Origin of the sequence: Rathayibacter sp. AY1C9 (assembly GCF_002932315.1) — a bacterium.
GTDB lineage: Bacteria > Actinomycetota > Actinomycetes > Actinomycetales > Microbacteriaceae > Rathayibacter.
This window is the reverse complement of sequence record NZ_PSVZ01000021.1, coordinates 25,130-48,690: the sequence shown is the minus strand read 5'-3', so window position 1 is coordinate 48,690 and position 23,561 is coordinate 25,130. Positions and strand designations below refer to the sequence as shown.

Here is a 23,561-nt window from a genome sequence, read left to right as displayed (position 1 = left end):
CGGAGGCGCCTCCTCCTACGCTGAGCGCATGGCCCTCCGCGGAACCCGACCCCCGTCTGTCCTGCTCCGCCGACTCGTCACCGTCCCGCGCGTCGTGCGCCGGGCGGACGCTCGTGCGGCCCGGCGGCTGAACGCCCGTCGCCCGTCGCCCGTCGTCGACGGGGCGCTCGTGAGACTCTCCCGGGCCGCGGACTACGGAGTCCTCTGGGCCGGCGTCGGCGTCCTGCTGCTCCTGGCGGGCCGTCCCCGCGAGGCTCTGCGGGGGACCGCCTCGCTCGCCGCGGCCAGCGCGCTCGCGAACCTGGTCGGCAAGCGCGTGTTCGGCGGCGACCGGCCGCTCCTCGTCGACGTCCCGGTCGGCCGGCGCCTGGCGACGGTGCCGACGTCGGCGTCCTTCCCCTCGGGGCACGCGGCGAGCGCCGCTGCCTTCGCCGCCGGGGTCGCGCTCGAGTCGCCCCGAGTGGGGGCGGCGGTCGCCCCGCTCGCCGCCGCCGTGGCCTTCTCCCGCCTGCACGTCGGCGTCCACTGGCTCTCGGACGTCCTCGGCGGCGCGGCGCTCGGCGCGGCGGTCGCGGTCGTCGGCCGAGCCGTCCTGCCGGCCGAGCCGCGCCACGTGCCCGTCTCGGAGCGCGCGACCCGGCCCCCCGTCGACCGCAGCCCGCTGGGGGACGGCGCCGCCCTCCTCGTGGTCCTCAACCCCGGCGCGGGCCGGGACTCGCACCGCCCCGATCCCGAGCCGCTGGTCCGAGCCCGGTTCCCGAAGGCGCGCGTGCACCGGCTGACCGAGGGGGAGGACCTCGCCGACGTGGTGCGCGAGGCGCGCTCGGGGGACTCTCCGCCCCGGGTGCTCGGGATCTACGGCGGGGACGGGACCATGTCGGTCGGTGCCGCTCTCGCCCGCGCCGAGGGGATGACGCTGCTCGTGCTGCCGGGCGGGACCATGAACCACTTCGCGAAGGCGCTGGGGCTGCTCACCGTCCAGGACGCGCTCGACGCGGCGACGATCGGCGAGCGCCGCGACGTCGACGTGGCCGAGGTCGTCGCGGACGGGGGAGACCCGGTCACGGTGCTCAACACGGTCTCGATCGGCGTCTACCCGGAGTTCGTCGCGGCCCGCGAGAAGCGCGAGAAGCGGATCGGGAAGCCGCTCGCCGCCGTGATCGCGGCCCTCTCGGTCGTGCGGCGCACCGATCCGTTCGAGCTCCGACGCGACGGGCGCACGCAGCTCGTCTGGTCGTACTTCGTCGGGGTGAACCAGGAGCACCCGCGCACGGCCGCCCCGCTCGCCCGGCGTCGGCTCGACGACGGCCACCTCGACGTGCGCATCCTGCACTCAGGACGGACTCCTCGCACCCGGGGAGCGTTCTCGCTCCTGCTCGGCCGTACGGCGACCCCGGTGGTCGGCCGTGTGCCCGGCTGGCGGGCACCGGTGGTGGAGTCGTTCTCGACGCCGGAGATCACCGTCGGCGCGCGCCGACCCGCGGGGGACGACCCCGAGTGGGCGCACGACGGCGAGACCGAGCGCTTCGACGGCTCCCGCGACGGATTCGACGAGGCCGTGGTGCGGATCGTGCCGCTGGGCCTGCGGGTCTACGCGACCGCGGACTAGGGGGCGGTGCCGGCCCGGTCCCCGCCGTCCGGATCCGCCAGCAGTTCGGCCAGCGCGTCGAGGGCGGCGACCTGCCCGGCCACCACCAGCGAGCGGGCCTCGTCGAGCGGGTGCCACCGGGCGTCCTCCAGCTCGGGGAAGCTGCGCAGCACGCCGGAGCCCCGCGGCCACTCCAGCTCGAAGGTGTTGCTCGCGACGAAGGCGGTGTCCGCGTGTCCGCGCCCGGCGAAGACCGTGACGGTCTTGGCCGCGCTCTGCCGGAACGCGCCGAGGAGGGTCAGCTCCCCGACGGGCGGAGGAGCGCCGGTCTCCTCCTCGAACTCGCGGCGCGCGGCGTCCAACGGCGTCTCGTCGCCCGTGTGCACGCCCTTCGGGATCGTCCACGCGCGGGGGCGCCGGGTCCAGAAGGGGCCGCCCATCCGCCCGAGGAACACCTCGGTGCCGGAGGGGCCCTCGCGGTGCAGCAGGATCCCCGCGCTCGTCACCGCGGCCATCGCGTCTCTCCGGTCATCCCGCCATCCTGCCCCGCGCCCGTGGAAGGATCGGCAGGACCCGCCCGCGACCGCACGGAGTGAACCATGCACGACCACGAGATCCTCCGACAGCTGCGCGACGCGCTCGGAGACGCGGTCCTGACCGAGGGCCCCGGGTTCGAGGCCGTGCACACCGACAAGTCGGGCTTCTCCGCACCGGGTCGCGCGCTCGCGCTCGTCGCTGCCCGCTCGGTCGAGGACGTGCAGGCGGCGCTGCGCATAGCGACGGAGCACCGGCTCCCGGTCGTGCCGCGCGGAGCGGGAACGGGCCTCGCTGCCGGGGGAGTGGCGAGCGAGGGAGCGCTCGTCCTCTCGACCGCCGCGATGGACCGCATCCTCGAGGTGTCGCTCGAGGACGAGCTCGCGGTCGTCGAGCCCGGGGTCATCAATCAGGCGCTGTCGGACGCTGTCGCTCCGCACGGCCTCGTGTTCTCGCCCGACCCCGCGAGCCGCGCGATCTCGAGCATCGGCGGCAACATCTCGACGAACGCCGGGGGGCTGCTGTGCGCCAAGTACGGCGTGACCCGGGAGGCGGTGCTCGGGTTGACGGTCGTCCTCCCCGACGGGCGACTGCTCCGCACCGGCCGCCGCAGCGTGAAGGGAGTCACCGGGTACGACCTCACCGCGCTCCTGACCGGCTCCGAGGGGACGCTGGGCGTCATCGTGGAGGCCACCGTGAAGCTCCGCCCGATCCCGACCGGGCGCGTGGTCACGGTCGGCGCGTACTTCCCGAGCGTCGTCGCCGCGGCCGCCGCCTCCGCCGCGATCACCGCCGCGCGGCTCCGTCCCGCGGTGATGGAGCTGATGGACGAGGCGGCGCTCGCCGCGATCTCGCGCTACACCGGAGCGATGCTGGACCGCGGTGCCGCCTACCTCCTCGTCCAGACGGACGGCGGAGGAGCGGCGGAGGAGTCGCAGCGCGTCCTCGAGATCGTGACCGCCTCCGGGGGCGCCGCCGAGGCGACCGAGGACCCGGCCGAGGGTGAGGCTCTGCTGGCCGTCCGCCGGGCCTTCCACCCGGCGCTCGAGGCGGAGGGCCGCGTGCTGATCGAGGACGTCTGCGTGCCCCGCTCCGCGCTGCCGGCGATGTTCGCGGCGATCCGCGGCATCGAGGAGCGGACGGGGCTCAGCATCCCCACCGTCGCGCACGCGGGGGACGGGAACCTCCATCCGAACTTCGTGCTGCCCGCGGGGGACGGACCCGTGGGGGAGGGCGTCTGGGACGCCGCCGCGGAGCTCTTCCGCACAGCCCTGGCCCTCGGCGGCACGCTCACGGGCGAGCACGGCGTGGGACTGCTCAAGCGGCGCTGGCTGGCGGAGGAGCTGGGCGAGGACTCGCTGGCGCTCCAGCGCGGGATCAAGGCCGTGTTCGACCCGCTGGGGATCATGAACCCGGGGAAGGTCTTCTGAGGAGGGCGCCCCGGGCTACAGCAGCTCGGCCGTGATCATCGAGGCGGTGAGCACGATCGTCGCCGCGGACATGAGCCAGTAGAGGACCGTCTCGCGCCAGGACCCGGCGGAGCCCAGGACGGGCAGCGCGGCGTAGCCGCCGGTGGTCCAGACGTGGCGCAGCGGTGTCCGGCGCAGGCGCCGCGGCAGGCGCACGCGCAGCGGCCACAGCCAGTTGATCCCGCCGGTCGTGAGGGCGTCGCCGGCCACGTGCACGAGGTAGCCCAGCGTCGCGGCGACCCGGAGCCACGCCCAGGTGCCGTCGGCGAGCGCGACGAGCAGGACCGTGACGACCGTCGCCCCGGCCCAGGCGATGCGCCAGGAGGGGGCGGCCCGGACGGCCTTCGCGGCGAACGCGAGGGCGGGCAGCGTGAGCACGGCGGCCACGGCGACGGGGCCGACGACCGGCACCGGGAAGCGCAGCGCCGTGAGCACCGGCACCAGGTACCAGACGACGGCGACCGCGAGCAGCGAGTGCATCCCGTGCCGGTGCCCTCCGCTGATCCGGCCCGCGGTCGCCGTGAGCAGGGAGGCGCCCGGCGCCGAGCGGGAGACGGTCGCGCTCGCGTGGTCCGCGTCGGGCACCAGGGCCCAGCCGGCGGCGACTCCGAGGCCGACCAGTCGGAGGTCGAGCGGGAGACCCGCGAGGCCGAGGGGCCCGGCGACGGCGGGCACGGAGGCGGCGACGGCCCAGGCGAGCGCACCGGAGACGGCGTGCGAGCGGCCCATCATCGCGGGTCGGCTCCTTCGACTGGGCGCTGCGAGGCCGGAGGACGACCGCGGCGGGACGAGAGAACCCCCGGCCGAGTGCGTGAGCACGGACCGGGGGTGAGGGTGGGCGATACCGGACTCGAACCGATGACCTCTTCCGTGTGAAGGAAGCGCGCTACCAACTGCGCCAATCGCCCAGGGGGACGTGCTGGACGACCCGAGAGACGATCGTAGCGGATCCGCGGGGCCCGGATGCACCGCCGACGCCCGCCACGCCCGGGTGAACGGACGGCGACGAGCCGGTTTCGCGCGGAAAGACGCGGATCGGACTCCGAGCGGCGGGATCGGCGTCCGCTCGATTTGGATTCCGGCGCCGCTGTCGTATACATTCTTCTAGGTCGAGCCGGGCAGCGAAAGCGCCGGACAGACAGCAAGACAGCACGACACGCAAGACGGCAACACCAGTACGACCTACATGCGGATGTGGCGCAGCGGTAGCGCATCACCTTGCCAAGGTGAGGGTCGCGAGTTCGAATCTCGTCATCCGCTCGAACACCGGTCCTCGGACCGGCGTCATCGGGACGGCACCCTCGGGTGCCTCCCACCTGGTCGGCCCTCGGGCCGCCGACACCGAATCCCGTACACGGTGGATTGGCCGAGAGGCGAGGCAGCGGCCTGCAAAGCCGTATACACGGGTTCGAATCCCGTATCCACCTCGATCGTTCACCGAACGAGGCGCTCCGCACGGAGCAACGGGCGATTGGCGCAGCGGTAGCGCGCTTCCCTGACACGGAAGAGGTCACTGGTTCGATCCCAGTATCGCCCACCACGAGAACCCCCGGCCCCTGGCCGGGGGTTCTGTCGTTCCCGGCTCCGGCGCTACCCTCGCAGGATGCCCGCCCCGATCCCCGTCGACGACCAGGGCACCCTCCTGCGGCTCGTCTCGCGGGACGACGGACCGGCCCTCGCCGCCGCGTACCGGCGCAACCGCCGGCACCTCGCGCCCTGGGAGCCGACGCGCTCGACCCGCTTCTTCGAGGCGGGGGGCCAGACCGACGCCGTCGCGGACGCGCTCGCCGCGCACCGGGCCGGCAGCGTCCTCCCGCTCGTCCTCGACGCGGGCGGCGTGATCGTCGGTCGGCTGACTCTCGCGAACATCGTCCGCGGCGCCTTCGACAGCGGCGATCTCGGCTACTGGCTCGACAGCGGTCTGCAGGGCCGCGGCGTGATGACCCGCGCGGTCGGAGCCGTCCTGCGCACCGCGCGTGAGGATCTGGGGCTGCACCGCGTGCAGGCCGGGACGCTCCTCCACAACGTCGGATCGCAGACCGTGCTGCAGCGCAACGGCTTCGAGCGGATCGGCGTCGCGCGGCGCTACCTGCGGATCGCCGGGGAGTGGCAGGACCACGTCCTCTTCCAGGCGCTGCTCGAGGGCGGCCCGCTCCAGCCTCCGCCGACTCCGCTCGTCTAGGGTGAGCGGCGCCGGCCTTCTCCCGGCGCTCCGAGCGGGAGGGACGCGCCCATGACCACGCGGCACATCGGCGGACGAGAGTTCGACTTCGAGCGGCAGGTGGCCGTGATGGCGGTCGTGAACCGCACACCCGACTCCTTCTACGACAAGGGCTCCACCTTCGCCCTGGACAGCGCCATCGCGGCCGCCGTGCGCGCCGCGGAGCTCGGCGCCGACTGGGTCGACATCGGCGGAGTGCCGTTCGGCCGCGGCCCCGCTGTCACGCTCCAGGAGGAGCTCGACCGGGTCGTCCCCGTCGTGGCGGGCATCGCGGAGCGGAGCGACGTGGTCGTCTCGGTAGACACGACGAGCGCCGAGGTCGCGCGCGCGAGCATCGCCGCGGGCGCCTCCGTCATCAACGACACGAGCGGGCTGCACGACCCCCGGATGCTCGAGGTCGTCGCCTCCTCCTCCGCTCAGCTCGTCATCACCCACAGCGTGGGCGCTCCCCGCAGCGAGCCGGAGAGACCCGAGTACGACGACGTCGTGGCGACGGTGGTCGACTACCTGCGGAGCCGCGTCGATCGCGCGCTCTCGGGTGGAGTGCCTGCCGGGAGGATCATCGTCGATCCGGGTCACGACCTGAACAAGAACACCCTGCACACGCTCGAGCTCACCCGCCGGCTGGGCGAGGTGGCCGCGCTCGGCTTCCCGGTGCTCGCCGCGGTCTCCAACAAGGACTTCATCGGCGAGGCGCTGGACCGGCCGCAGGGGGAGCGCCTCGAGGGCTCCCTCGCCGCCGCGGTGATCTGCATCCTGAACGGTGCGCGGATCGTGCGCATGCACGACGTGCGCCAGGCGGTGGACGCCGTGCGGATGACGGAGGCGGTGCTGGGCTGGCGGGCGCCCGTCTTCCTCCGCCACAACGTGGAGCCGGCGGCGTGAGCGCCCGCATCGACGGCCTGTCGCCGGCCGGGCAGGACCTGTCCGACCAGGCTCTGCTGGCCCTCTACGCGGACGGGGCGGGCGAGCAGTGGCTCCGGGTCAACTTCGTCGCGAGCGTCGACGGCGCGATCACCCGCGACGGCGTCTCGGGCGATCTCGGGGGCGCGGCGGACCTGCGCGTGTTCGACCTGCTCCGCCGGCTCGCCGACGTCGTGCTCGTCGCGGCCGGCACGGTGCGGACCGAGGGCTACGGTCCGATGGTGCTGAGCGACGAGTCCGTGCGAGCCCGGCTCGGCACCGGGCTCGCCCCGCAGCCCGTCTTCGCGATCGTCTCGGGGTCGCTCGACCTCGATCCCGCCTCGCGGATCTTCACCGAGGCGCCGGTGCGCCCGATCGTCGTGACCACCGGCTCCTCGCCGGCCCGCCGCCGCGCGGAGCTCGCCGAGGTCGCCGACGTGCTCGTCTGCGGCGACGCAGAGCTCGACGCGACGCGGATGCGGGCGCAGCTCGCGGAGCGGGGGCTCGGCAGGATCCACTGCGAGGGCGGTCCGTCGCTGCTCGGGACCCTCCTCGCCGCGGACGCCGTCGACGAGCTCTGCCTGACCGTCGCTCCGACGCTCGAGGCGGGGGACTCCGGGAGGCTCGCCCGCGGCGACGTCCCCGGACCGCGCCCGCAGCACCTGGCGCACGTGCTCAGCGCCGGCGACACACTGCTCCTGCGCTACCTCCGCCGGCGCTGACCCGCCCTACTCGCGGCGCCGCTCGTTCCCGTCGCGCTTGGCCTCGGAGGCCGGACGGGCGGCGATCACGGGGTGGGCGCCGGTGAAGCCGTCACGGGCGGACGCGATCGCCAGGATGCGCGGCTTCGCGACGTGCCAGCCCACGATCAGGGCGGGCACGCCGACCACCGCGACGATCCCCACGGTCCAGGTGCCGGTCGGGAAGTCGACGGCGATGAGGACCACCACGATCACCAGGAACGCCAGGGTGAGCCACGAGGTCACCGGGGCGCCGGGCATCCGGAAGGACGGGCGCTCCAGGCGCCCCTGGGCCGCCCAGCGCTGCAGCTGCATGTGGCAGAGGACGATCATGCCCCAGCCCGTGACGATGCCCAGCGCCGAGATGTTGAGGACGATCTCGAAGGCCTCGGACGGCACGAAGAGGTTCAGCACGATCCCGATCAGGGTGATGCTCGCCGTGAGCAGGATGCCGCCGTAGGGGACGCCCTGCTTGTTCATCCGGCCGGTGAAGGCGGGGGCGGAGCCGTTGAGCGCCATGGAGCGGAGGATGCGGCCGGTCGAGTAGAGCCCGGCGTTGATGCTGGAGAGCGCGGCCGTCAGCACGACGAAGTTCATGATCGATCCGGCGATCTCGCCCGAGGAGCCGTCGCCCAGCGAGCTGAAGAACGTGACGAACGGGCTCTCGCCCTTCGAGTAGGCCGTGTAGGGCAGCAGCAGCGTCAGCAGCAGCACCGAGCCGACGTAGAAGACGGCGATGCGCAGGATGACCGAGTTGATGGCGCGCGGGATGACCTTCGCCGGCTCCGCGGTCTCGCCCGCCGCCGTGCCGACCAGCTCGACTCCGGAGTAGGCGAACACCACGCCCTGGACGACCAGGACGCTGGCGATCAGGCCGCCGGGCAGGATGCCGCCGTTGTCGTTCCAGAGGCTGATCCCGGGGTCCACGGCGACGCCGCCGGACTGCAGCGGCCAGCCCGCGGCGAGCACGACGACGCCGATCACCAGGAAGACCACCAGCGCCGTGACCTTGATCAGCGCGAACCAGAACTCCAGCTCCCCGAAGACCTTGACCGAGACGAGGTTCAGCGAGAGCACGACGACCAGGGCGATGAGTGCGAGGAGCCACTGGGGCACGGAGGAGAAGAGCGACCAGTACTTCACGTAGAGGGCCACCGCGGTGACGTCGGCGATCGCGGTCATCGCCCAGTTCAGGAAGTACATCCAGCCGGCGACGAAGGCGGCCTTCTCGCCCAGGAACTCGCGGGCGTAGGAGATGAAGGAGCCCGAGCTCGGCCGGTGCAGGACCAGCTCGCCGAGCGCGCGGAGGATCAGGTAGGCGAAGACGCCGCAGACCGCGTACACGACGACGAGCGAGGGACCGGCGGTGGCGAGTCGGCCGCCCGCGCCGAGGAAGAGGCCGGTGCCGATCGCGCCGCCGATGGCGATCATCTGCAGCTGCCGGGGCTTGAGCCCGGGACGGTAGCCCTCCTGCTCCTTCGAGAAGTCGGGCTGCGCGGGACCGCGGTCGTCGTCGCTCTGCGTCACGGGGGCTCCCTCGTCACCGGATCGCGCCGGGCGGCTGCTCCGGCACGCCCGTCAGGGTAAGGGCGCTCTGCTCGGAGGAGGCGGGTGGCGCGGTCCGCGGCATGCGGATCCTCTCAGGATCGGGGCGCCTACCCTGGAGGCATGAGCGGTCCCGACCTCGCACGGCAGTCCTCGCTCGAGGGCGTCCGGATCCCGTCGCCGGCGAGGCGCCTGAACGGCGGCACCGATCCGGCGCTCGTCTGGCGCAACGAGCTCGACGGGCTGACCTTCCGCGTGGACGCCGGGTACCTGAAGTGGAATCCCCGGTCCACGGGCGTCGACCTCCGTCGCGAGATCGCGCGTCTGCGCTGGCTGGAGGGGCGGATCGACGCGCCCCGGATCCTGGAGGCGGGCGAGGACGAGGAGGGGCAGTGGCTCCTCACCGCACCGCTGCCCGGGCGGAGCGCCATCGATCCGAAGTGGACAGCCCGGCCGGAGGAGGCCGTCCGCGCGATCGCGGCCGGCCTGCGGGCGGTCCACGCGCTCCCCGTCGACGCGGTGCCCGAAGAGCTGCGCGGCGACTCCTGGTTCGCGCGCCGGCCGTCGGCGCTCGGCGCGGCTCCGGAGCTCGTGGACCCCGTCGTGGTGCACGGCGACGCGTGCGCTCCGAACACGCTCGTCGACGACGACGGACGCTGGAGCGGCACGGTCGACGTCGGCGACCTGGGCGTGGGCGACCGTTGGGCGGATCTGGCGGTCGCCGCGGTCAGCCTCGGCTGGAACTACGGCCCCGGCCACACCCCGCTGCTCCTCGCGGAGTACGGAGCGGATCCGGACGACGAGCGCGCGGCCTACTACCGCGCGCTCTGGTCGGCCGAGTCCTGAGTCACTTCTTCTTCGCGGCCTCGTCGTCCTGGGCCGCGCCCTCGTCGCTGCGGTTCTCGCTCGCCAGGCGCAGCCAGCGCCCGTCGCGGACGTCCTTCTCGTGCACGGCCGCCTTCTTGTCGCTCGCGGCGGTGTCGCGCGGGGGGAGCTGGATGGTCTCCTCCGCCTCGATGCCCGCCTGCAGCTCGCGTCCGCGCTCGAGCTCGGCGTCGAACTCCGCGCCGAAGAGCAGGGCGATGTTGGTGATCCAGATCCAGAGGAGGAAGACGATCACGGCGCCGAGCGAGCCGTAGGTCTTGTTGTAGTTGGAGAAGTTGGCCACGTAGAACGCGAAGCCGGTCGAGGCGATCAGCCAGATCGCCAGGGCGACGATCGATCCGATGCTGATCCAGCGGAACTTCGGCTGGCGGATGTTGGGCGCCCAGTAGTACAGGATCGCGACGATCACGATCGCGATGACCACGAGCACCGGCCATTTCGCGATGTTCCACACGGTGAGGGCGGCGGGGCCGAGGCCCACGACGTCGCCGACGGCTGTCGCGACAGGTCCGCTGAGCACGAGGATGAGCGCCGCGATCACGATCAGGACGACCGTCACCACGGTCACGCCGAGCATCGTCGGGCGGAGCTTCCAGAAGGGGCGCCCCTCGTCGATCTGGTAGACGCGGTTCATCGCGCGGCCGAAGGCGCCGACGTAGCCGGAGGCGGACCAGATCGCTCCGACGACACCGGTCACGAAGGCGAGACCGGCGGCGGAGGAGCTGGTCAGCGCCTGGATCGGGTCGCGCAGCAGGTCGACGACCTCGCTCGACGCGAGGTTCCCGATCAGGTCGAGCACCAGATCGGTGGTGGCCTGCGCCTGGCCGAAGAGCCCCAGCACCGACACGATCGCGAGCAGGGCGGGGAAGAGCGCGAGCACGGCGTAGTAGGTGAGCGCGGCGGCGAGGTCGGTGCACTGGTCCGCGCCGAACTCGCGAGCCGTCTTCTTGAGGACGTAGAACCAGGAGCGCCTGGTGATGTCGGTGACGTCGTCGGGCTTCCGGGAATCGTCGGGATCGGGCGCTGTCTTCTCGCGGGTCGTGCTCTGCTCGGCCATGCGGACACGCTACGGGGCCGACAGTCGTCGGACGGCCCCCTTGACGGCGCGGCCGGTCGTGTCGCGGGTCAGGCCCGGCGCTGGCGCGCAGCGGCGAGTGTGCCGAAGAGGAGGAAGGAGCAGGTCGCGGCGAGGACGGTCAGCAGGGGAGCCTCCCAGCCGCCGCTCGCGTCGTGCGCGAAGCCGATGACGGTCGGGGCGGTGGCGGCCACGGCGTAGCCGATCCCCTGCACCGTGGCCGAGAGCCGCGACGCGTGGGCGTCGGAGCGGGAGAGCCGCACGACGAGCACGAAGACCACCGTGAATCCTCCGCCCTGGGCCGCGCCGCCCAGCACGCACCAGAGCGCCCAGAGCTGCGGGGCGAGCAGCAGCCCCGCCGGCACCGTGCACCAGAGGAGGCCGACGAGCACGATGCTCCCCAGCGGTCCGAGCCTGCGGACCAGGAGCGGGACGCCGAGGGCGCCGGCGACCGCGGCGAGCTGGAACACCGAGGCGCTCGCGCCCGCGGTCGCGATCGAGAAGCCGTTGCGGTCGACGAGCAGCGAGGGGAGCCACGCCGTCACTCCGTAGTACGAGAACGCCTGGCTCGAGAAGCAGAGCGCGAGCGCCAGCACGGTCGCGCTGCGGAAGATCCGCGGAGCCGGTGCGGCCGGTGCGCGGTCGGCGCGGGACGGGCGGGGAGTCGGACGCAGGGCCGCCCGAGGCCCCACGGCCACGAGCCAGCCGGCCAGAGCGAGGGCGTTGAGGGCGAGCCAGACGAGCAGGGCGCCGCGCCAGCCGAGGGTTAGAGCGAGCGGAGCGGTGCCGAGCGAGGTGATCGTCGAGCCGATGTTGAGGGCCGCGGTGTAGACGCCCGTCGTGAGGTCGACGCGCTCGGGAGCGACGTCCCGCCGGATCACGACGGGGAGGACGACGTTGCCGATCGTGATGGAGACGCCGATCAGGATGGTGCCCGCCACGGCCGGTCCCACGTCGCCGATCGAGCGGACGATCGTGCCGAGCGCGACGCCGATCACCGTGACGGTCACGGCGGCATCGGGTCCCGCGCGGCGGATCACCAGGAGGGCGAGCGGAGTCGCCAGGGCGAAGCAGAGCACGGGGATGCTGGTGAGGATCCCCGCCTGGCCCGCGGACAGCGCGAGGTCCTCGCGCACCGCGTCGATGATGGGCGCGACGGCGACGATCGGACCGCGCAGGACCAGCGCGACCAGGGCGACCGCCACGACGAGGAGCCAGGGAGCGCTCCGGCGCGCGGTCATCGGGGCGTCGAGGGCCGCGGCACCCCGGTCAGCCGGCCAGGCCGGGGACCCCGGCCGAGAGGTTGCCGACGATGGTGAAGACGCCCGACACCAGACCGAGGATCCCGGTGACGAGTCCGGCCGTCGCGAGCCCGCGACCGCCTCCGACGAGCGGTGCGGCCGCCCGGCCCTTCGCCGAGAAGACGATGGCGAGGATCGAGGGGATCAGCAGCGGATTGATCAGCAGGCTCAGGACGCCGAGCACGAGGCTCGCGATCGCCATGGGGTTGCGGCCCGCCGCGGAGGACGGGGCGGACGGATAGGCGTACAGCTCCTGCTCCGGAGCGCCCGGGGGCGTGCCGTAGGCGGGAGCGGGCGCCGAGGAGGACGGACGGGACCGGTCCGTCCACGCCGCGCCGTCCCAGTAGAGCTCCGAGCCGAGGTCGGCCGGGTGCGGGTACCACCCGGGCGCGGGCAGCGGAGCGGAGTCGTCGGGCATGGGGCGAGTCTAGAGCGGCGCCGATCAGCTCTTGGGCTGCTCGATGCCGAGCGCGTTCCCGTCGGGATCGAGGATCCAGGACGCCCAGACGCTGCCGCGGTCGGCCACGCCGTTCTCGGTGCGCAGCTCGTCGCTGTCGTAGTCCTCCGGAGCCACGCCCCGAGCCGCCAGCGCGTCCAGCTCGGCGCGCAGGTCGGCCACCCGCCAGGCGGCCTTGGTCTGCTCGTCCTTCGAGCCCGTGGTGCTGGCGGTGACGGTGAGCCGCGTGCCGCCGCAGGAGTAGGCGATCGCCGACTCGCTCTCCTCGAGGACCTCCAGTCCCAGGGAGCCGGCGTAGAAGGCGCGGGAGGCGGCGAGGTCGCGGGAGAGCAGAACGGGGCCGATGGGGGAGTCGGAGAGCACGGTGAGTCCTTTCGTCGGTGGGCCTCCAGTCGACGCCCGCTGCGGCCCGGCGCGGAAGGGGTTGCCACCGGGCCGGCCGGAGGGAGCTGGCGCGGCAGAATGGCCTCGGCCGTGCCCGCCGCGCGGCCGGGAGGAGCCCTCATGAGCTGGACCATCGACGAGGTGGCGTGGACCCACCCGGACGCCGAGCGTCTGCGCGACGCGCAGCGGTGCGAGCTCGACGAGCGCTACGGCAACGACGACCACGAGCCCGGCACGCCGCCCTCGGCCGACGACGTGCCCGTCTTCCTCGTCGCCCGCGACGCGAGCGGCACGGCGGTGGCCTGCGGCGGACTGCGGCCTCTCGACGACGACGTCCTCGGACCGGGGGCGATCGAGGTGAAGCGGATGTTCGCCGACCGCGCCGCCCGCGGCACCGGAGCGGCCACGGCCGTCCTGCGCGCGCTCGAGGCGCGGGCGGCCGCTCTGGGCACGACGCGCCTGGTGCTGGAGACCGGGACGCTCCAGCCCGACGCGATGCGGTTCTACCTCCGGGAGGGCTACCACGCCATCCCGCCGTTCGGCGCCTACATCGGGTCCGAGCACTCGGTCTGCTACGCCCGCGATCTCGCTCCCGGCGCCTGAGCGTCAGCGGCGCAGGGTCTCCACCGGGTACTCGCCGAAGCGGCGGTGGTACGCCCCCGAGAAGCGGCCCTGGTTGAGGAAGCCCCAGCGCGCGGAGACGGCGCGCACGGTCTCCTCGCCCGGAGCGCCCTCGCGCAGCTCGACGCGCGCCCGGTCGAGACGCACGCCGCGCAGGTAGCCGAGCGGAGTGTCGCCGAAGTGCCTCCGGAACGCGGCCTGCAGCGCCCGCGGAGTGAGCCCCGCCGCTGTCGCGATGTCGGACACGGTGACGGGCGACGCGGCGAACGCGTGCAGGAACTCGGCGGCACGCAGCAGGTGCTCGAGCCCCGGCCGCAGCACCTGCGCCGGAACGACGACCGGCCGGTGCGCGAAGGTCGCGAGCAGGTGCAGAGCGACGCCGCGCTCGGCCGCCACGAGCTGCAGCGCTGTCGCCTCGCGGCCCGACCGGAGGACGCCCGCGAAGTCGTCGACCGCCCGCCACCAGCCCGGGAGTGCCGACGCGGAGGCGATCGAGCGGTGGTCGAAGACGAGCGGCAGCGGCACGCCGTCGCCGGCCTCGGACGCGACCTGCTCGAGGAGGCCGGCGGCCACGTGCACGAGCCGCTGCTGGAAGTCGCGGCTGACGAACTCGAACGGACGCGCGCTGGGGAACACGACCGGCCGCCCCGGCAGGTGGACGATCCGATCGCCCTCCGGGTCCACCACGCTCGTGCCGGAGAGGAACCACGAGACGACGTACTCGCCCGCCGGACGCAGCCCCCCGGACACGGAGCCCCGGAAAACAGACGTCCGCAGGCTCACGCCCTCGCTCCCGGAGACGTCGTAGCGGAAGGAGAAGGGCCGCTCGACCGGTTCCGTCCGGAATCCCGACCCGCCGTAGCCGTCCGAGTAGAAGCGCCGCGCCTCCTCCAGGTCGGCCCCGGAGCGCGTGAAGCGCTGCAGCGCAGGACCGGCACCCATCGGACCAGGATGCCACCTGGACGGATTGCGCACCGGTCGCCCCCGCGCCCCTCTCCGGGCACGTCCTGTCGGCAGGGTGACGGGGTCGGACGACACGGACGGAGACGCATGGAGATCAGCGCACGCAGACTCGCGGCACGCGACGCGGTGGCCGTCATCGCCGTGCTCGCCGCACTCGAGGGGGCGCTCGCCGTGGACTCCCTGCCGCCCGGCCTGGAGGAGGTCCTCCTGCACCAGCTCGAGCGCAGCTCGCTCGTGCTCCCCGGCGCCGACCGGGACGAGCTCGCCTCCGCTCTGCGCGCGCTCGGCGTCCGCGTGCTCGACGCGCTCGGGTAGAGGCCGCCGCCGACTACAGTCGAGGGGTCAACCGAGCCCGAGGAGTGCCCGCACGTGTCGAACGAACCGTCGAATCCCGCAGAGAACGAGTCCCACTCGGTCGTCACCGAGGCGGGCACGGGATTCACGCACTTCACCGACCGGGCCGTGGTCGCGATCCGCGTCAACGGGGAGCTCAAGGACCTCGCCGCCGACGTCGTGCCGGGCGACCGCATCGAGCCGGTGCTCATCTCCTCGCCGGACGGGCTGAACATCCTCCGCCACTCCGCGGCCCACGTGCTCGCACAGGCGGTGCAGCAGATCAACCCGGAGGCGAAGCTGGGCATCGGCCCGCCCGTCACCGACGGCTTCTACTACGACTTCGACGTCGAGGAGCCCTTCACGCCCGAGGCGATGAAGGCGCTCGAGAAGGCGATGGACCGCATCGTCCGCCAGGGCCAGCGGTTCGTGCGCCGCGTCGTCTCCGAGGAGGAGGCGCGCGCCGAGCTCGCCGGCGAGCCCTACAAGCTCGAGCTGATCGGGATCAAGGGCGGGGGAGCCGAGCACGAGAGCGTCGAGGTCGGCGGCGCCGAGCTCACCATCTACGACAACGTCGACCCGCGTTCCGGCGAGACGGTCTGGAAGGACCTCTGCCGCGGCCCGCACCTGCCCAACACCCGCATGATCGGCAACGGCTACGCCCTGACCCGCAACGCTGCCGCCTACTGGCGCGGCTCGGAGAAGAACCCGCAGCTGCAGCGCGTCTACGGCACCGCGTGGCCCACGAAGGACGAGCTGCGCGAGCACCAGGCCCGCCTCGAGGAGGCGGCGCGCCGCGACCACCGCAAGCTCGGCCACGAGCTCGACCTGTTCTCCTTCCCGGACGAGATCGGCTCCGGCCTCGCGGTCTTCCACCCCAAGGGCGGGATCATCCGCTACGAGATCGAGCAGTACATGCGCGAGCAGCTGCTCGCCCACGACTACGAGCTCGTCTACACGCCGCACATCACCAAGGGCGACCTGTTCCTCACGAGCGGGCACCTGCAGTGGTACTCCGAGGGGATGTTCCCCCCGATGCACCTCGACGAGCTGCAGGACGAGGACGGCAACGTCACCCGCCAGGGCCAGGACTACTACCTCAAGCCCATGAACTGCCCGTTCCACAACCTGATCTTCCGCTCGCGCGGCCGCAGCTACCGCGAGCTCCCGCTGCGCCTGGCCGAGTTCGGCACCGTGTACCGCTACGAGAAGAGCGGCACCCTGCAGGGCCTCACCCGCGTGCGCGGCCTGACCCAGGACGACGCCCACATCTACGTCGCGCAGGAGGACGTGTCGGCCGAGCTGACCCGCAACCTCGAGTTCGTGCTGCAGGTGCTGCGCGACTACGGCCTCGACGACTTCTACCTCGAGCTGTCCACGAACGAGGAGGGCAACCCGAAGTTCGTCGGTGCGCCCGAGCAGTGGGAGGAGGCGATCGAGTCGCTGCGCGCGGTCGCCGTCGCCTCCGGTCTCGAGCTGGTGCCGGATCCGGGAGGAGCGGCGTTCTACGGTCCGAAGATCTCGGTGCAGGCGCGCGACGCCATCGGCCGCACCTGGCAGATGTCGACCATCCAGCTCGACTTCAACCAGCCCGAGCGCTTCGAGCTCGAGTACACGGCCTCGGACGGCTCGAAGAAGCGGCCCGTGATGATCCACCGCGCGCTCTTCGGCTCCATCGAGCGCTTCTTCGCGATCCTCACCGAGCACTACGCCGGGGCGTTCCCGGTCTGGCTGTCGCCGGTCCAGGTCGTGGGCATCCCGATCGCCGACGAGTACCTGCCCTACCTCGAAGAGGTCGTCGGCGAGCTCAAGCGGTCGGGCATCCGCGCCGAGATCGACTACTCCAGCGACCGGATGCAGAAGAAGATCCGCAACGCCACGCTGCAGAAGGTGCCCTTCCAGATGATCGTGGGGGAGAAGGACCGCGACGCCGGAGCCGTCAGCTTCCGCTTCCGCGACGGCACGCAGGAGAACGGGATCCCGGTCGCCGATGCCGTCGCGCGCATCCGCGAGGCCGTCGCCTCGAAGGCGCAGGTCTGAGCGTGAGCGACGGCTGCGTGCCCGAGGGAGCGGAGGGCTCGGCGCACCTCGCCGGGGTTCCCGACGAGTTCCAGCGCCTGTGGACGCCGCACCGGATGGTCTACATCCAGAAGGGGCAGCCCGGAGCCGACGACTGCCCCTTCTGCGTGGCGCCGACGCTGAGCGACGAGGAGGCCCTCATCGTCGCCCGCGGGGAGCACGCCTACGTCCTGCTGAACCTGTTCCCGTACAACTCCGGCCACCTCCTGGTCTGCCCGTACCGGCACATCCCGCTCTACGACGAGGCCACTCCCGAGGAAGTGGCCGAGATCGGAGCGCTCACGCAGACGGCGATGCGCGTCGTCCGCTCGGTCTCGAACAACGACGGCTTCAACCTCGGGATGAACCAGGGCGCGGTCGCGGGAGCGGGGATCGCCGCGCACCTGCACCAGCACGTGGTTCCGCGCTGGGCGACCGACGCGAACTTCTTCCCGATCATCGCCCGCACGAAGGCGCTCCCGCAGCTGCTCGGCGACGTGCGGGCGAGCCTCGCGGCGGCCTGGCCGAGCCTCTAGACCGCCGCCCGGCCCCCTGTCCAGCGCCGCGGACGGCGGGCGCCGTCTCGTAGACTCGGAGCTGCCGTCGGCGGAAGTCGCCGCACAGAACAGGACTCGCGAACATGACCGACACCACCACTCCGTCCTCGTCCGCTCCCGAGCAGTTCGGCTCGAGCCGCGTCAAGCGCGGTCTCGCCGAGATGCTCAAGGGCGGCGTCATCATGGACGTCGTCGACGCCGATCAGGCCCGCATCGCGGAGGACGCCGGCGCGGTCGCCGTCATGGCGCTCGAGCGCGTCCCCGCCGACATCCGCTCGCAGGGCGGCGTCGCACGCATGAGCGACCCCGACCTGATCGACGGCATCGTCTCCGCCGTGTCGATCCCCGTCATGGCGAAGGCGCGCATCGGCCACTTCGTCGAGGCGCAGATCCTGCAGGAGCTCGGCGTCGACTACATCGACGAGTCCGAGGTCCTCTCGCCCGCCGACTACGTGAACCACATCGACAAGTGGAACTTCACCGTCCCCTTCGTCTGCGGAGCGACCAACCTGGGCGAGGCGCTGCGCCGCATCACCGAGGGCGCAGCGATGATCCGCTCGAAGGGCGAGGCCGGCACCGGCGACGTCTCCGAGGCGACCAAGCACATCCGCACGATCTCCGGCGAGGTCAACCGCCTGAAGGCGATGACCAAGGACGAGCTCTACGTCGCCGCGAAGGAGCTGCAGGCCCCCTACGACCTGGTCGTAGAGATCGCCCGGACCGGCAAGCTCCCCGTCGTTCTCTTCACCGCCGGCGGGGTCGCGACCCCGGCCGACGCGGCGCTGATGATGCAGCTGGGCGCCGACGGCGTGTTCGTCGGCTCCGGCGTCTTCAAGTCGGGCGAGCCCGCCAAGCGCGCGGCCGCGATCGTGAAGGCGACCACCTTCTTCGACGACGCGAAGGTCGTCGCGGAGGCCTCGCGCGGCCTGGGCGAGGCGATGGTCGGCATCAACGTGGCCGACGTGCCCGCGCCGCACCGCCTCGCCGAGCGTGGCTGGTAGCGCCGACGCGCCGCTCGCCGGCGCAGGATCGACGCGGGAGTCCCTCGAGGGGCTCCGCGTCGGGGTCCTCGCGCTGCAGGGCGACTTCCGCGAGCACGCGCACGTCCTGCGCGAGCTGGGCGCCGAGGTGGTGCTGGTGCGACGCCCGGAGGAGCTCGCCACCGTCGCGGGGCTGGTCATCCCGGGCGGCGAGTCCACGGTGATGGACAAGCTGTCGCGCCTCTTCGGCCTCGCGGAGCCGGTCGTCGAGGCGATCAGTGCGGGGATGCCCGTCTACGGGACCTGCGCCGGGCTGATCATGCTCGCCGACCGGGTCCTCGACCGCATCGACGGCCAGAGCAGCTTCGGCGGCCTGGACGTGTCGGTCCGGAGGAACGCGTTCGGCAACCAGCTCGACTCCTTCGAGACCGATCTCGACGTGCCGGCCATCGGCGATCCGCCGGTGCACGCGGTCTTCATCCGCGCACCGGTCGTGGAGGAGCTGGGCGAGCGGGCGACCGCGCTCGCCAGTGTCGCCGACGGGCGGGTGGTCGCGGTCGAGCAGGGCAACCTCCTCGGGACGGCGTTCCATCCCGAGATCACCGGCGACTACCGGTTCCACGAGCTGTTCCTGCGGAAGGTCGCGGCGACGCGCTTCGGCGACTGACCCGCTGCCGCCCCCTCCGCCAGGGGTGGACGGTGCGGGACCCGCGGGCCAGGGTGGTCGCATGCCCGAACTCCCCGAGGTCCAGGCCCTCGCTCTAGATCTCGACGCGCGCCTGGGCGGACGCGTCCTCGAGCGGCTCGACGTGTTCGCGATCTCCGCCCTCAAGACCGTGGCCATCCCGCCGTCGGCTCTCTCCGGCGAGACCGTCCACGGAGTGTCGCGGCACGGCAAGTTCCTCGACCTCGCAGTCGGCGAGGCCCACGTCCTCCTGCACCTCGCCCGCGCCGGCTGGGTCCGCTGGCGGCCCGAGCGGCCGACGGCGCCGGCGAAGCCCGGCCGGGGACCGCTCGCCGCGCGGCTGGTCCTCGACGACGGGTCGGGGTTCGACGTGACGGAGGCCGGCACCAAGAAGAGCCTCGCGCTCTCGATCGTCGCCGATCCGCTCGACGTCCCGGGCGTCGCCCGGCTGGGTCCCGATCCGCTGGACCCGGAGTTCACCGAGGAGATCCTCGGCGCGATCCTCGCCACGGCGGGCAGGGCGCAGGTGAAGGGCGTCCTCCGCGACCAGTCCCGCATCGCCGGCATCGGCAACGCCTACTCCGACGAGATCCTCCACGTGGCGCGCATGTCGCCCTTCAAGCCCGCCGCGCTCACCGCCGACGAGCTGGACCGCCTCTACGCGGCCCTCCGCTACACACTCGAGGAGGCGCTCGCCCGCGCCGAGGGCCTGCACGCGGCCGACCTCAAGCGCGAGAAGAAGCTCGGCATGCGCGTCCACGGCCGCACAGGAGAGGCGTGCCCCGTCTGCGGCGACACGATCCGCCAGGTGGTCTTCCACGACTCCACGCTCCAGTACTGCCCCACCTGCCAGACCGACGGCAGGATCCTCGCCGACCGGCTGCTGTCGCGGCTGATCAAGTAGCGAGCCGGTCCCTGCCCGGCTCGCCGCGGTCGGCTCTCGGGGGTGGCTGGGTGGGTGGAGCGGGTCGCGTTCGCCTAGCGCGATCCGCTGGGACGCGGATCGTGCGTTCGGCGGTGCGGGGGCGCGTGGGGAGGGCGGCTCGGCGCCGGCGAGACGGGCGCGGAAGGCTCGGTGCTCGGGCCGAGACGGGCGCGGACCGGCTCTCGAATAGACTGGCCCCTGCCATCAGCGGCGCCCTCGGGGGCCGCACGCAACGAGATTTCCGAGGGAGCACCGTGTCCGGGCATTCCAAGTGGGCCACGACCAAGCACCAGAAGGCGATCAAGGACTCGCGCCGCGCGAAGTCCTTCGCCAAGCTGATCAAGAACATCGAGGTGGCCGCCAAGATCGGCGGCGCCGACCTCTCCGGCAACCCGACGCTCGTCGACGCCGTGCAGAAGGCGAAGAAGACCTCGGTGCCGAACGACAACATCGACCGCGCGATCAAGCGGGGTGCCGGCCTCACCGGCGAGGTCATCGACTACACGACGATCATGTACGAGGCCTACGGCCCCAACGGCATCGCCCTGCTCGTCGAGTGCCTCACCGACAACAAGAACCGCGCCGCGGCGGACGTCCGCACCGCGATGACCCGCAACGGCGGCACCATGGCCGACCCGGGCAGCGTCGCGTACAACTTCGCGCGCAAGGGCGTCATCTCCGTGCCCCACGGAGAGAGCGTCACCGAGGACGACGTGCTCGGCGCGGTCCTCGACTTCGGTGTCGACGACGTGCTCGACCACGGCGAGAGCTTCGAGGTCCGCGTCGAGCCGAGCGAGCTCGTCCCGGCCCGCTCGGCACTGCAGGAGGCGGGCATCGACTACGACTCCGCCGACATCGAGTTCGTCGCCTCCCTCCAGGTCGAGGCCGACGCCGAGACAGCTCGCAAGGTCTTCCGCCTGATCGACGCGCTCGAGGACTCGGACGACGTGCAGAACGTCTACACCAACCTCGACATCACGGCAGAGGTGCGCGCCGAGCTCGAGAACGAGGAGTGACGCGGTGAGCCCGGCCCGATCCCGGAGGGCGGCCTGATGCGCGTCCTCGGGATCGACCCCGGGCTCACCCGCTGCGGCGTCGGCATCGTCGACGTCTCGCGCGACCGCCACGCGACCCTCGTGCACGTGACGGTCCTCCGGACACCGCCCGACGACGCGCTGGAGCGCCGCCTGCTGGCCCTGGGCGACGGGCTCGAGGCGCTGCTCGACGAGCACCGCCCCGACGCCGTCGCGATCGAGCGGGTCTTCGCGCAGAACAACGTCAGCACCGTGATGGGCATCGCGCAGATCAGCGGCGTCGCCCTCGTCGCGGCGGCCCGGCGCGGGCTCCCAGTCGGGATGCACACGCCGAGCGAGGTGAAGGCCGCCGTCACCGGCTACGGAGCCGCGGACAAGCGCCAGGTCACCGCGATGATCCAGCGCGTCCTCCGGCTCGACGCCCCGCCGCGGCCGGCCGACGCGGCCGACGCCCTCGCCCTGGCCGTCTGCCACGCCTGGCGGGCGCCTCTCACGCCGTCCTCCGGGTCGGCGGGAGCCGGTGCCGACGGAGCGGCGGGCGGCACAGCAGCGCAGCGGGCGTGGCGCGCCGCCGAGGCCGCGAGTCGAACGCCTGTTCGAGCATCTAGACTGACGCGGTGATCTCCTCCCTCCGCGGCTCCGTCCTCTCCGCCCGCGGGAGCCTCGCCGTCCTCGACGTCCACGGCGTCGGCTACGCGGTGAACGTGACCCCGCAGCACGCGCTCGAGATGCGCGTCGGCGACGAGACCACGGTCAGCACCGTGCTCGTCGTCCGCGAGGACTCGCTCACCCTCTACGGCTTCCCCGACGAGGAGCAGCTCGAGATCTTCGAGCTGCTGATCGGCGTGACCGGCGTCGGCCCGAAGTCCGCCCTCGGCGTGCTCGGCGCGGTCGAGCCGGACCGGATCGCGCAGGCGGTCGCCGACGAGGACGACGGGGTGTTCCGGAAGGTCAGCGGCATCGGCCCGAAGACGGCCAAGCTGATCATCCTGTCGCTCGCCGGCAAGGTGACCGTCCGTCCGCGCGCCGCCCGCGGCTCCGGTCCCGCCGCCACCGCCGCGCAGAACGTGCTCGCGGCGCTCGTCGGCCTGGGCTGGCCCGAGCGCACCGCGGCCGATGTGGTCGACGAGATCCTGCTCGACGCGCAGGCCTCCGACGCCGCGAACGTGCAGGCGCTGCTCCGGCTCGCCCTCGCCCGCCTCGGTCCGGCGGCCCGCTCGTGAGCGACGAGGTGCTGGGCGCCGAGGTCGCATCGGAGGCCGAGGTCGCCTTCGAGGGCGCCCTGCGGCCCAGGAACCTCAGCGAGTTCGTCGGCCAGCGCAAGGTGCGCGGCCAGCTCGAGCTGCTGCTCAAGGCCGCGGCCATGCAGGGCCGGACCCCGGACCACATCCTCCTGGCGGGCCCGCCCGGTCTCGGCAAGACGACACTCGCGATGATCGTGGCGGAGGAGAGCTCCTCGCCCCTGCGGCTCTCCAGCGGCCCCGCGATCCAGCACGCGGGCGACCTCGCCGCCGTCCTCTCCTCGCTGCTGCCCGGCGAGATCCTCTTCATCGACGAGATCCACCGCATGGCGCGCTCCGCGGAGGAGATGCTCTACCTCGCGATGGAGGACTTCCGGATCGACATCATGGTCGGCAAGGGGGCGGGAGCGACGTCCGTCCCGCTGGATCTCGCCCCGTTCACGCTCGTCGGTGCCACGACCCGCTCCGGCCTGCTGCCCAATCCGCTCCGCGACCGCTTCGGCTTCACCGCGCACCTCGAGTTCTACGCGGAGGACGAGCTGCGGCAGGTGCTCGCCCGGGCGGCACGGCTGCTCGAGCTCGACATCGACGCGGACGCGATCGCCGAGATCGCCGGCCGCTGCCGAGGCACCCCGCGCATCGCCAACCGCCTGCTCCGGCGGGTGCGGGACTTCGCCCTGGTCCACGGCGGACGGGCCGACGTGACCGCCGTCCGCGCGGCGCTGGAGCTCTACGACGTCGACGCGCTCGGACTCGACCGGCTCGACCGCGCGGTGATGGAGATCGTGCTGACCCGCTTCGACGGCGGGCCGGTCGGCCTGAACACCCTCGCCGTGTCGGTGGGGGAGGAGGCGGAGACGGTCGAGGCCGTCGTCGAGCCGTTCCTCGTGCGGATCGGATTGCTGACCCGGACGCCGCGCGGCCGCGTGGCGACCCCCGCCGCCTACCGCCACTTCGGCATCGACCCCCGGGGGACGGCGGCTCAGCCGCCCCTGTTCCCCGATGATCTATGATTCTCTAGGCCCGACGGGCCGCTCGATCCGCTCCGCCTCGACCTGAGGC

25 protein-coding genes and 4 tRNA genes are annotated in these 23,561 nt (G+C 72.9%); 20 read left to right on the top strand and 9 right to left on the bottom strand.

Annotation, left to right across the window (positions count from 1 at the left end):
- The first annotated feature begins 28 nt into the window (after window positions 1-28).
- Window positions 29-1,609: a bifunctional phosphatase PAP2/diacylglycerol kinase family protein gene (locus C5D09_RS13460; protein ID WP_104269511.1), complete on the top strand. Its 1,581-nt coding sequence runs from the start codon at window positions 29-31 to the stop codon at window positions 1,607-1,609.
- Here C5D09_RS13460 and C5D09_RS13455 read toward each other — a convergent pair.
- The gene (locus C5D09_RS13455) at window positions 1,606-2,103 is read right to left on the bottom strand and encodes an NUDIX domain-containing protein (protein ID WP_104246759.1); all 498 of its coding nucleotides are present in this window, start codon (window positions 2,101-2,103) and stop codon (window positions 1,606-1,608) included. The two genes, C5D09_RS13460 and C5D09_RS13455, sit on opposite strands and share 4 nt — an antisense overlap.
- An 84-nt stretch (window positions 2,104-2,187) precedes the next feature.
- Here C5D09_RS13455 and C5D09_RS13450 point away from each other — a divergent pair, with 84 nt between their 5' ends.
- Entirely contained in the window at window positions 2,188-3,552 is a 1,365-nt protein-coding gene (locus tag C5D09_RS13450) for an FAD-binding oxidoreductase (protein WP_104269510.1), read from the top strand.
- A 15-nt stretch (window positions 3,553-3,567) separates the two neighbouring features.
- Here C5D09_RS13450 and C5D09_RS13445 read toward each other — a convergent pair whose 3' ends face one another.
- Window positions 3,568-4,323, bottom strand: coding sequence for a metal-dependent hydrolase (locus C5D09_RS13445; protein ID WP_104269509.1), 756 nt, complete (start codon window positions 4,321-4,323; stop codon window positions 3,568-3,570).
- A gap of 103 nt (window positions 4,324-4,426) precedes the next feature.
- Window positions 4,427-4,499 (bottom strand) — tRNA-Val (locus tag C5D09_RS13440).
- Between the two features lie 280 nt (window positions 4,500-4,779).
- Here C5D09_RS13440 and C5D09_RS13435 point away from each other — a divergent pair.
- From C5D09_RS13435 to C5D09_RS13410, 6 genes are all read left to right on the top strand, one after another.
- A tRNA-Gly gene (locus tag C5D09_RS13435) sits at window positions 4,780-4,851 on the top strand.
- Window positions 4,852-4,947: 96 nt separating this feature from the next.
- A tRNA-Cys gene (locus C5D09_RS13430) sits at window positions 4,948-5,018 on the top strand.
- 38 nt (window positions 5,019-5,056) lie between these two features.
- Window positions 5,057-5,131 (top strand) — tRNA-Val (locus C5D09_RS13425).
- A gap of 63 nt (window positions 5,132-5,194) precedes the next feature.
- A complete protein-coding gene (locus tag C5D09_RS13420) occupies window positions 5,195-5,773 on the top strand; it encodes a GNAT family N-acetyltransferase (RefSeq protein ID WP_104225349.1) in 579 nt (192 codons plus the stop codon).
- Between the two features lie 51 nt (window positions 5,774-5,824).
- Window positions 5,825-6,697 carry a dihydropteroate synthase gene (folP, locus tag C5D09_RS13415; RefSeq protein WP_104269508.1) on the top strand — a complete coding sequence of 291 codons (873 nt, stop codon included), beginning with the start codon at window positions 5,825-5,827 and terminating at the stop codon, window positions 6,695-6,697.
- Entirely contained in the window at window positions 6,694-7,437 is a 744-nt protein-coding gene (locus tag C5D09_RS13410; protein ID WP_104269507.1) for a pyrimidine reductase family protein, read from the top strand. The genes folP and C5D09_RS13410 overlap by 4 nt, the downstream gene beginning before the upstream one ends.
- A gap of 6 nt (window positions 7,438-7,443) precedes the next feature.
- Here C5D09_RS13410 and C5D09_RS13405 read toward each other — a convergent pair whose 3' ends face one another.
- Window positions 7,444-8,982 (bottom strand): amino acid permease, encoded by a 1,539-nt coding sequence (locus tag C5D09_RS13405; RefSeq protein WP_258067010.1) that lies wholly within the window; start codon window positions 8,980-8,982, stop codon window positions 7,444-7,446.
- Window positions 8,983-9,123: 141 nt separating this feature from the next.
- On the opposite strand from C5D09_RS13405, the gene C5D09_RS13400 reads away from it, so the two are divergent.
- A complete protein-coding gene (locus C5D09_RS13400) occupies window positions 9,124-9,846 on the top strand; it encodes an aminoglycoside 3'-phosphotransferase (protein ID WP_104269506.1) in 723 nt (240 codons plus the stop codon).
- Window position 9,847: 1 nt separating this feature from the next.
- On the opposite strand, the gene C5D09_RS13395 is transcribed toward C5D09_RS13400, so the two are convergent.
- From C5D09_RS13395 to C5D09_RS17575, 4 genes are all read right to left on the bottom strand, one after another.
- Window positions 9,848-10,942: a YihY/virulence factor BrkB family protein gene (locus tag C5D09_RS13395; protein WP_104269505.1), complete on the bottom strand. Its 1,095-nt coding sequence runs from the start codon at window positions 10,940-10,942 to the stop codon at window positions 9,848-9,850.
- Between the two features lie 68 nt (window positions 10,943-11,010).
- Entirely contained in the window at window positions 11,011-12,201 is a 1,191-nt protein-coding gene (locus tag C5D09_RS13390) for a CynX/NimT family MFS transporter (RefSeq protein WP_104269504.1), read from the bottom strand.
- Window positions 12,202-12,229: 28 nt separating this feature from the next.
- Entirely contained in the window at window positions 12,230-12,679 is a 450-nt protein-coding gene (locus tag C5D09_RS13385; RefSeq protein ID WP_104251081.1) for a DUF2510 domain-containing protein, read from the bottom strand.
- Between the two features lie 24 nt (window positions 12,680-12,703).
- Window positions 12,704-13,081 carry a VOC family protein gene (locus C5D09_RS17575; protein ID WP_104224632.1) on the bottom strand — a complete coding sequence of 126 codons (378 nt, stop codon included), beginning with the start codon at window positions 13,079-13,081 and terminating at the stop codon, window positions 12,704-12,706.
- Between the two features lie 141 nt (window positions 13,082-13,222).
- Between C5D09_RS17575 and C5D09_RS13375 the strand changes: the two genes are divergently transcribed.
- Window positions 13,223-13,705 carry a GNAT family N-acetyltransferase gene (locus C5D09_RS13375; protein ID WP_104225442.1) on the top strand — a complete coding sequence of 161 codons (483 nt, stop codon included), beginning with the start codon at window positions 13,223-13,225 and terminating at the stop codon, window positions 13,703-13,705.
- Window positions 13,706-13,708: 3 nt separating this feature from the next.
- Here C5D09_RS13375 and C5D09_RS13370 read toward each other — a convergent pair whose 3' ends face one another.
- A complete protein-coding gene (locus C5D09_RS13370; protein WP_104327523.1) occupies window positions 13,709-14,665 on the bottom strand; it encodes an AraC family transcriptional regulator in 957 nt (318 codons plus the stop codon).
- 108 nt (window positions 14,666-14,773) lie between these two features.
- Here C5D09_RS13370 and C5D09_RS13365 point away from each other — a divergent pair, with 108 nt between their 5' ends.
- The 10 genes from C5D09_RS13365 to ruvB all read left to right on the top strand — a co-directional run bounded on the left by C5D09_RS13365 (window position 14,774) and on the right by ruvB (window position 23,512).
- Entirely contained in the window at window positions 14,774-15,001 is a 228-nt protein-coding gene (locus C5D09_RS13365) for a hypothetical protein (protein WP_104269503.1), read from the top strand.
- A 147-nt stretch (window positions 15,002-15,148) separates the two neighbouring features.
- A complete protein-coding gene (gene thrS, locus C5D09_RS13360) occupies window positions 15,149-17,059 on the top strand; it encodes a threonine--tRNA ligase (protein ID WP_258066763.1) in 1,911 nt (636 codons plus the stop codon).
- 2 nt (window positions 17,060-17,061) lie between these two features.
- On the top strand, window positions 17,062-17,613 hold the full coding sequence (locus tag C5D09_RS13355) for an HIT domain-containing protein (RefSeq protein WP_244230646.1): 552 nt from the start codon (window positions 17,062-17,064) through the stop codon (window positions 17,611-17,613).
- 104 nt (window positions 17,614-17,717) lie between these two features.
- A complete protein-coding gene (gene pdxS, locus C5D09_RS13350) occupies window positions 17,718-18,635 on the top strand; it encodes a pyridoxal 5'-phosphate synthase lyase subunit PdxS (RefSeq protein WP_104224629.1) in 918 nt (305 codons plus the stop codon).
- Between the two features lie 73 nt (window positions 18,636-18,708).
- Window positions 18,709-19,281: a pyridoxal 5'-phosphate synthase glutaminase subunit PdxT gene (gene pdxT, locus C5D09_RS13345; RefSeq protein ID WP_244229657.1), complete on the top strand. Its 573-nt coding sequence runs from the start codon at window positions 18,709-18,711 to the stop codon at window positions 19,279-19,281.
- 61 nt (window positions 19,282-19,342) lie between these two features.
- The gene (locus C5D09_RS13340) at window positions 19,343-20,203 is read left to right on the top strand and encodes an Fpg/Nei family DNA glycosylase (protein ID WP_104225339.1); all 861 of its coding nucleotides are present in this window, start codon (window positions 19,343-19,345) and stop codon (window positions 20,201-20,203) included.
- Between the two features lie 275 nt (window positions 20,204-20,478).
- Window positions 20,479-21,240, top strand: a complete 762-nt coding sequence (locus C5D09_RS13335) for a YebC/PmpR family DNA-binding transcriptional regulator (protein WP_104224772.1) — start codon at window positions 20,479-20,481, stop codon at window positions 21,238-21,240.
- 36 nt (window positions 21,241-21,276) lie between these two features.
- A complete protein-coding gene (ruvC, locus tag C5D09_RS13330) occupies window positions 21,277-21,879 on the top strand; it encodes a crossover junction endodeoxyribonuclease RuvC (protein WP_104224771.1) in 603 nt (200 codons plus the stop codon).
- A complete protein-coding gene (ruvA, locus tag C5D09_RS13325) occupies window positions 21,876-22,481 on the top strand; it encodes a Holliday junction branch migration protein RuvA (protein WP_104269501.1) in 606 nt (201 codons plus the stop codon). The genes ruvC and ruvA overlap by 4 nt, the downstream gene beginning before the upstream one ends.
- On the top strand, window positions 22,478-23,512 hold the full coding sequence (gene ruvB, locus C5D09_RS13320) for a Holliday junction branch migration DNA helicase RuvB (RefSeq protein WP_104224769.1): 1,035 nt from the start codon (window positions 22,478-22,480) through the stop codon (window positions 23,510-23,512). Before ruvA ends, ruvB begins: the two co-directional genes overlap by 4 nt.
- Window positions 23,513-23,561 lie beyond the last annotated feature (49 nt).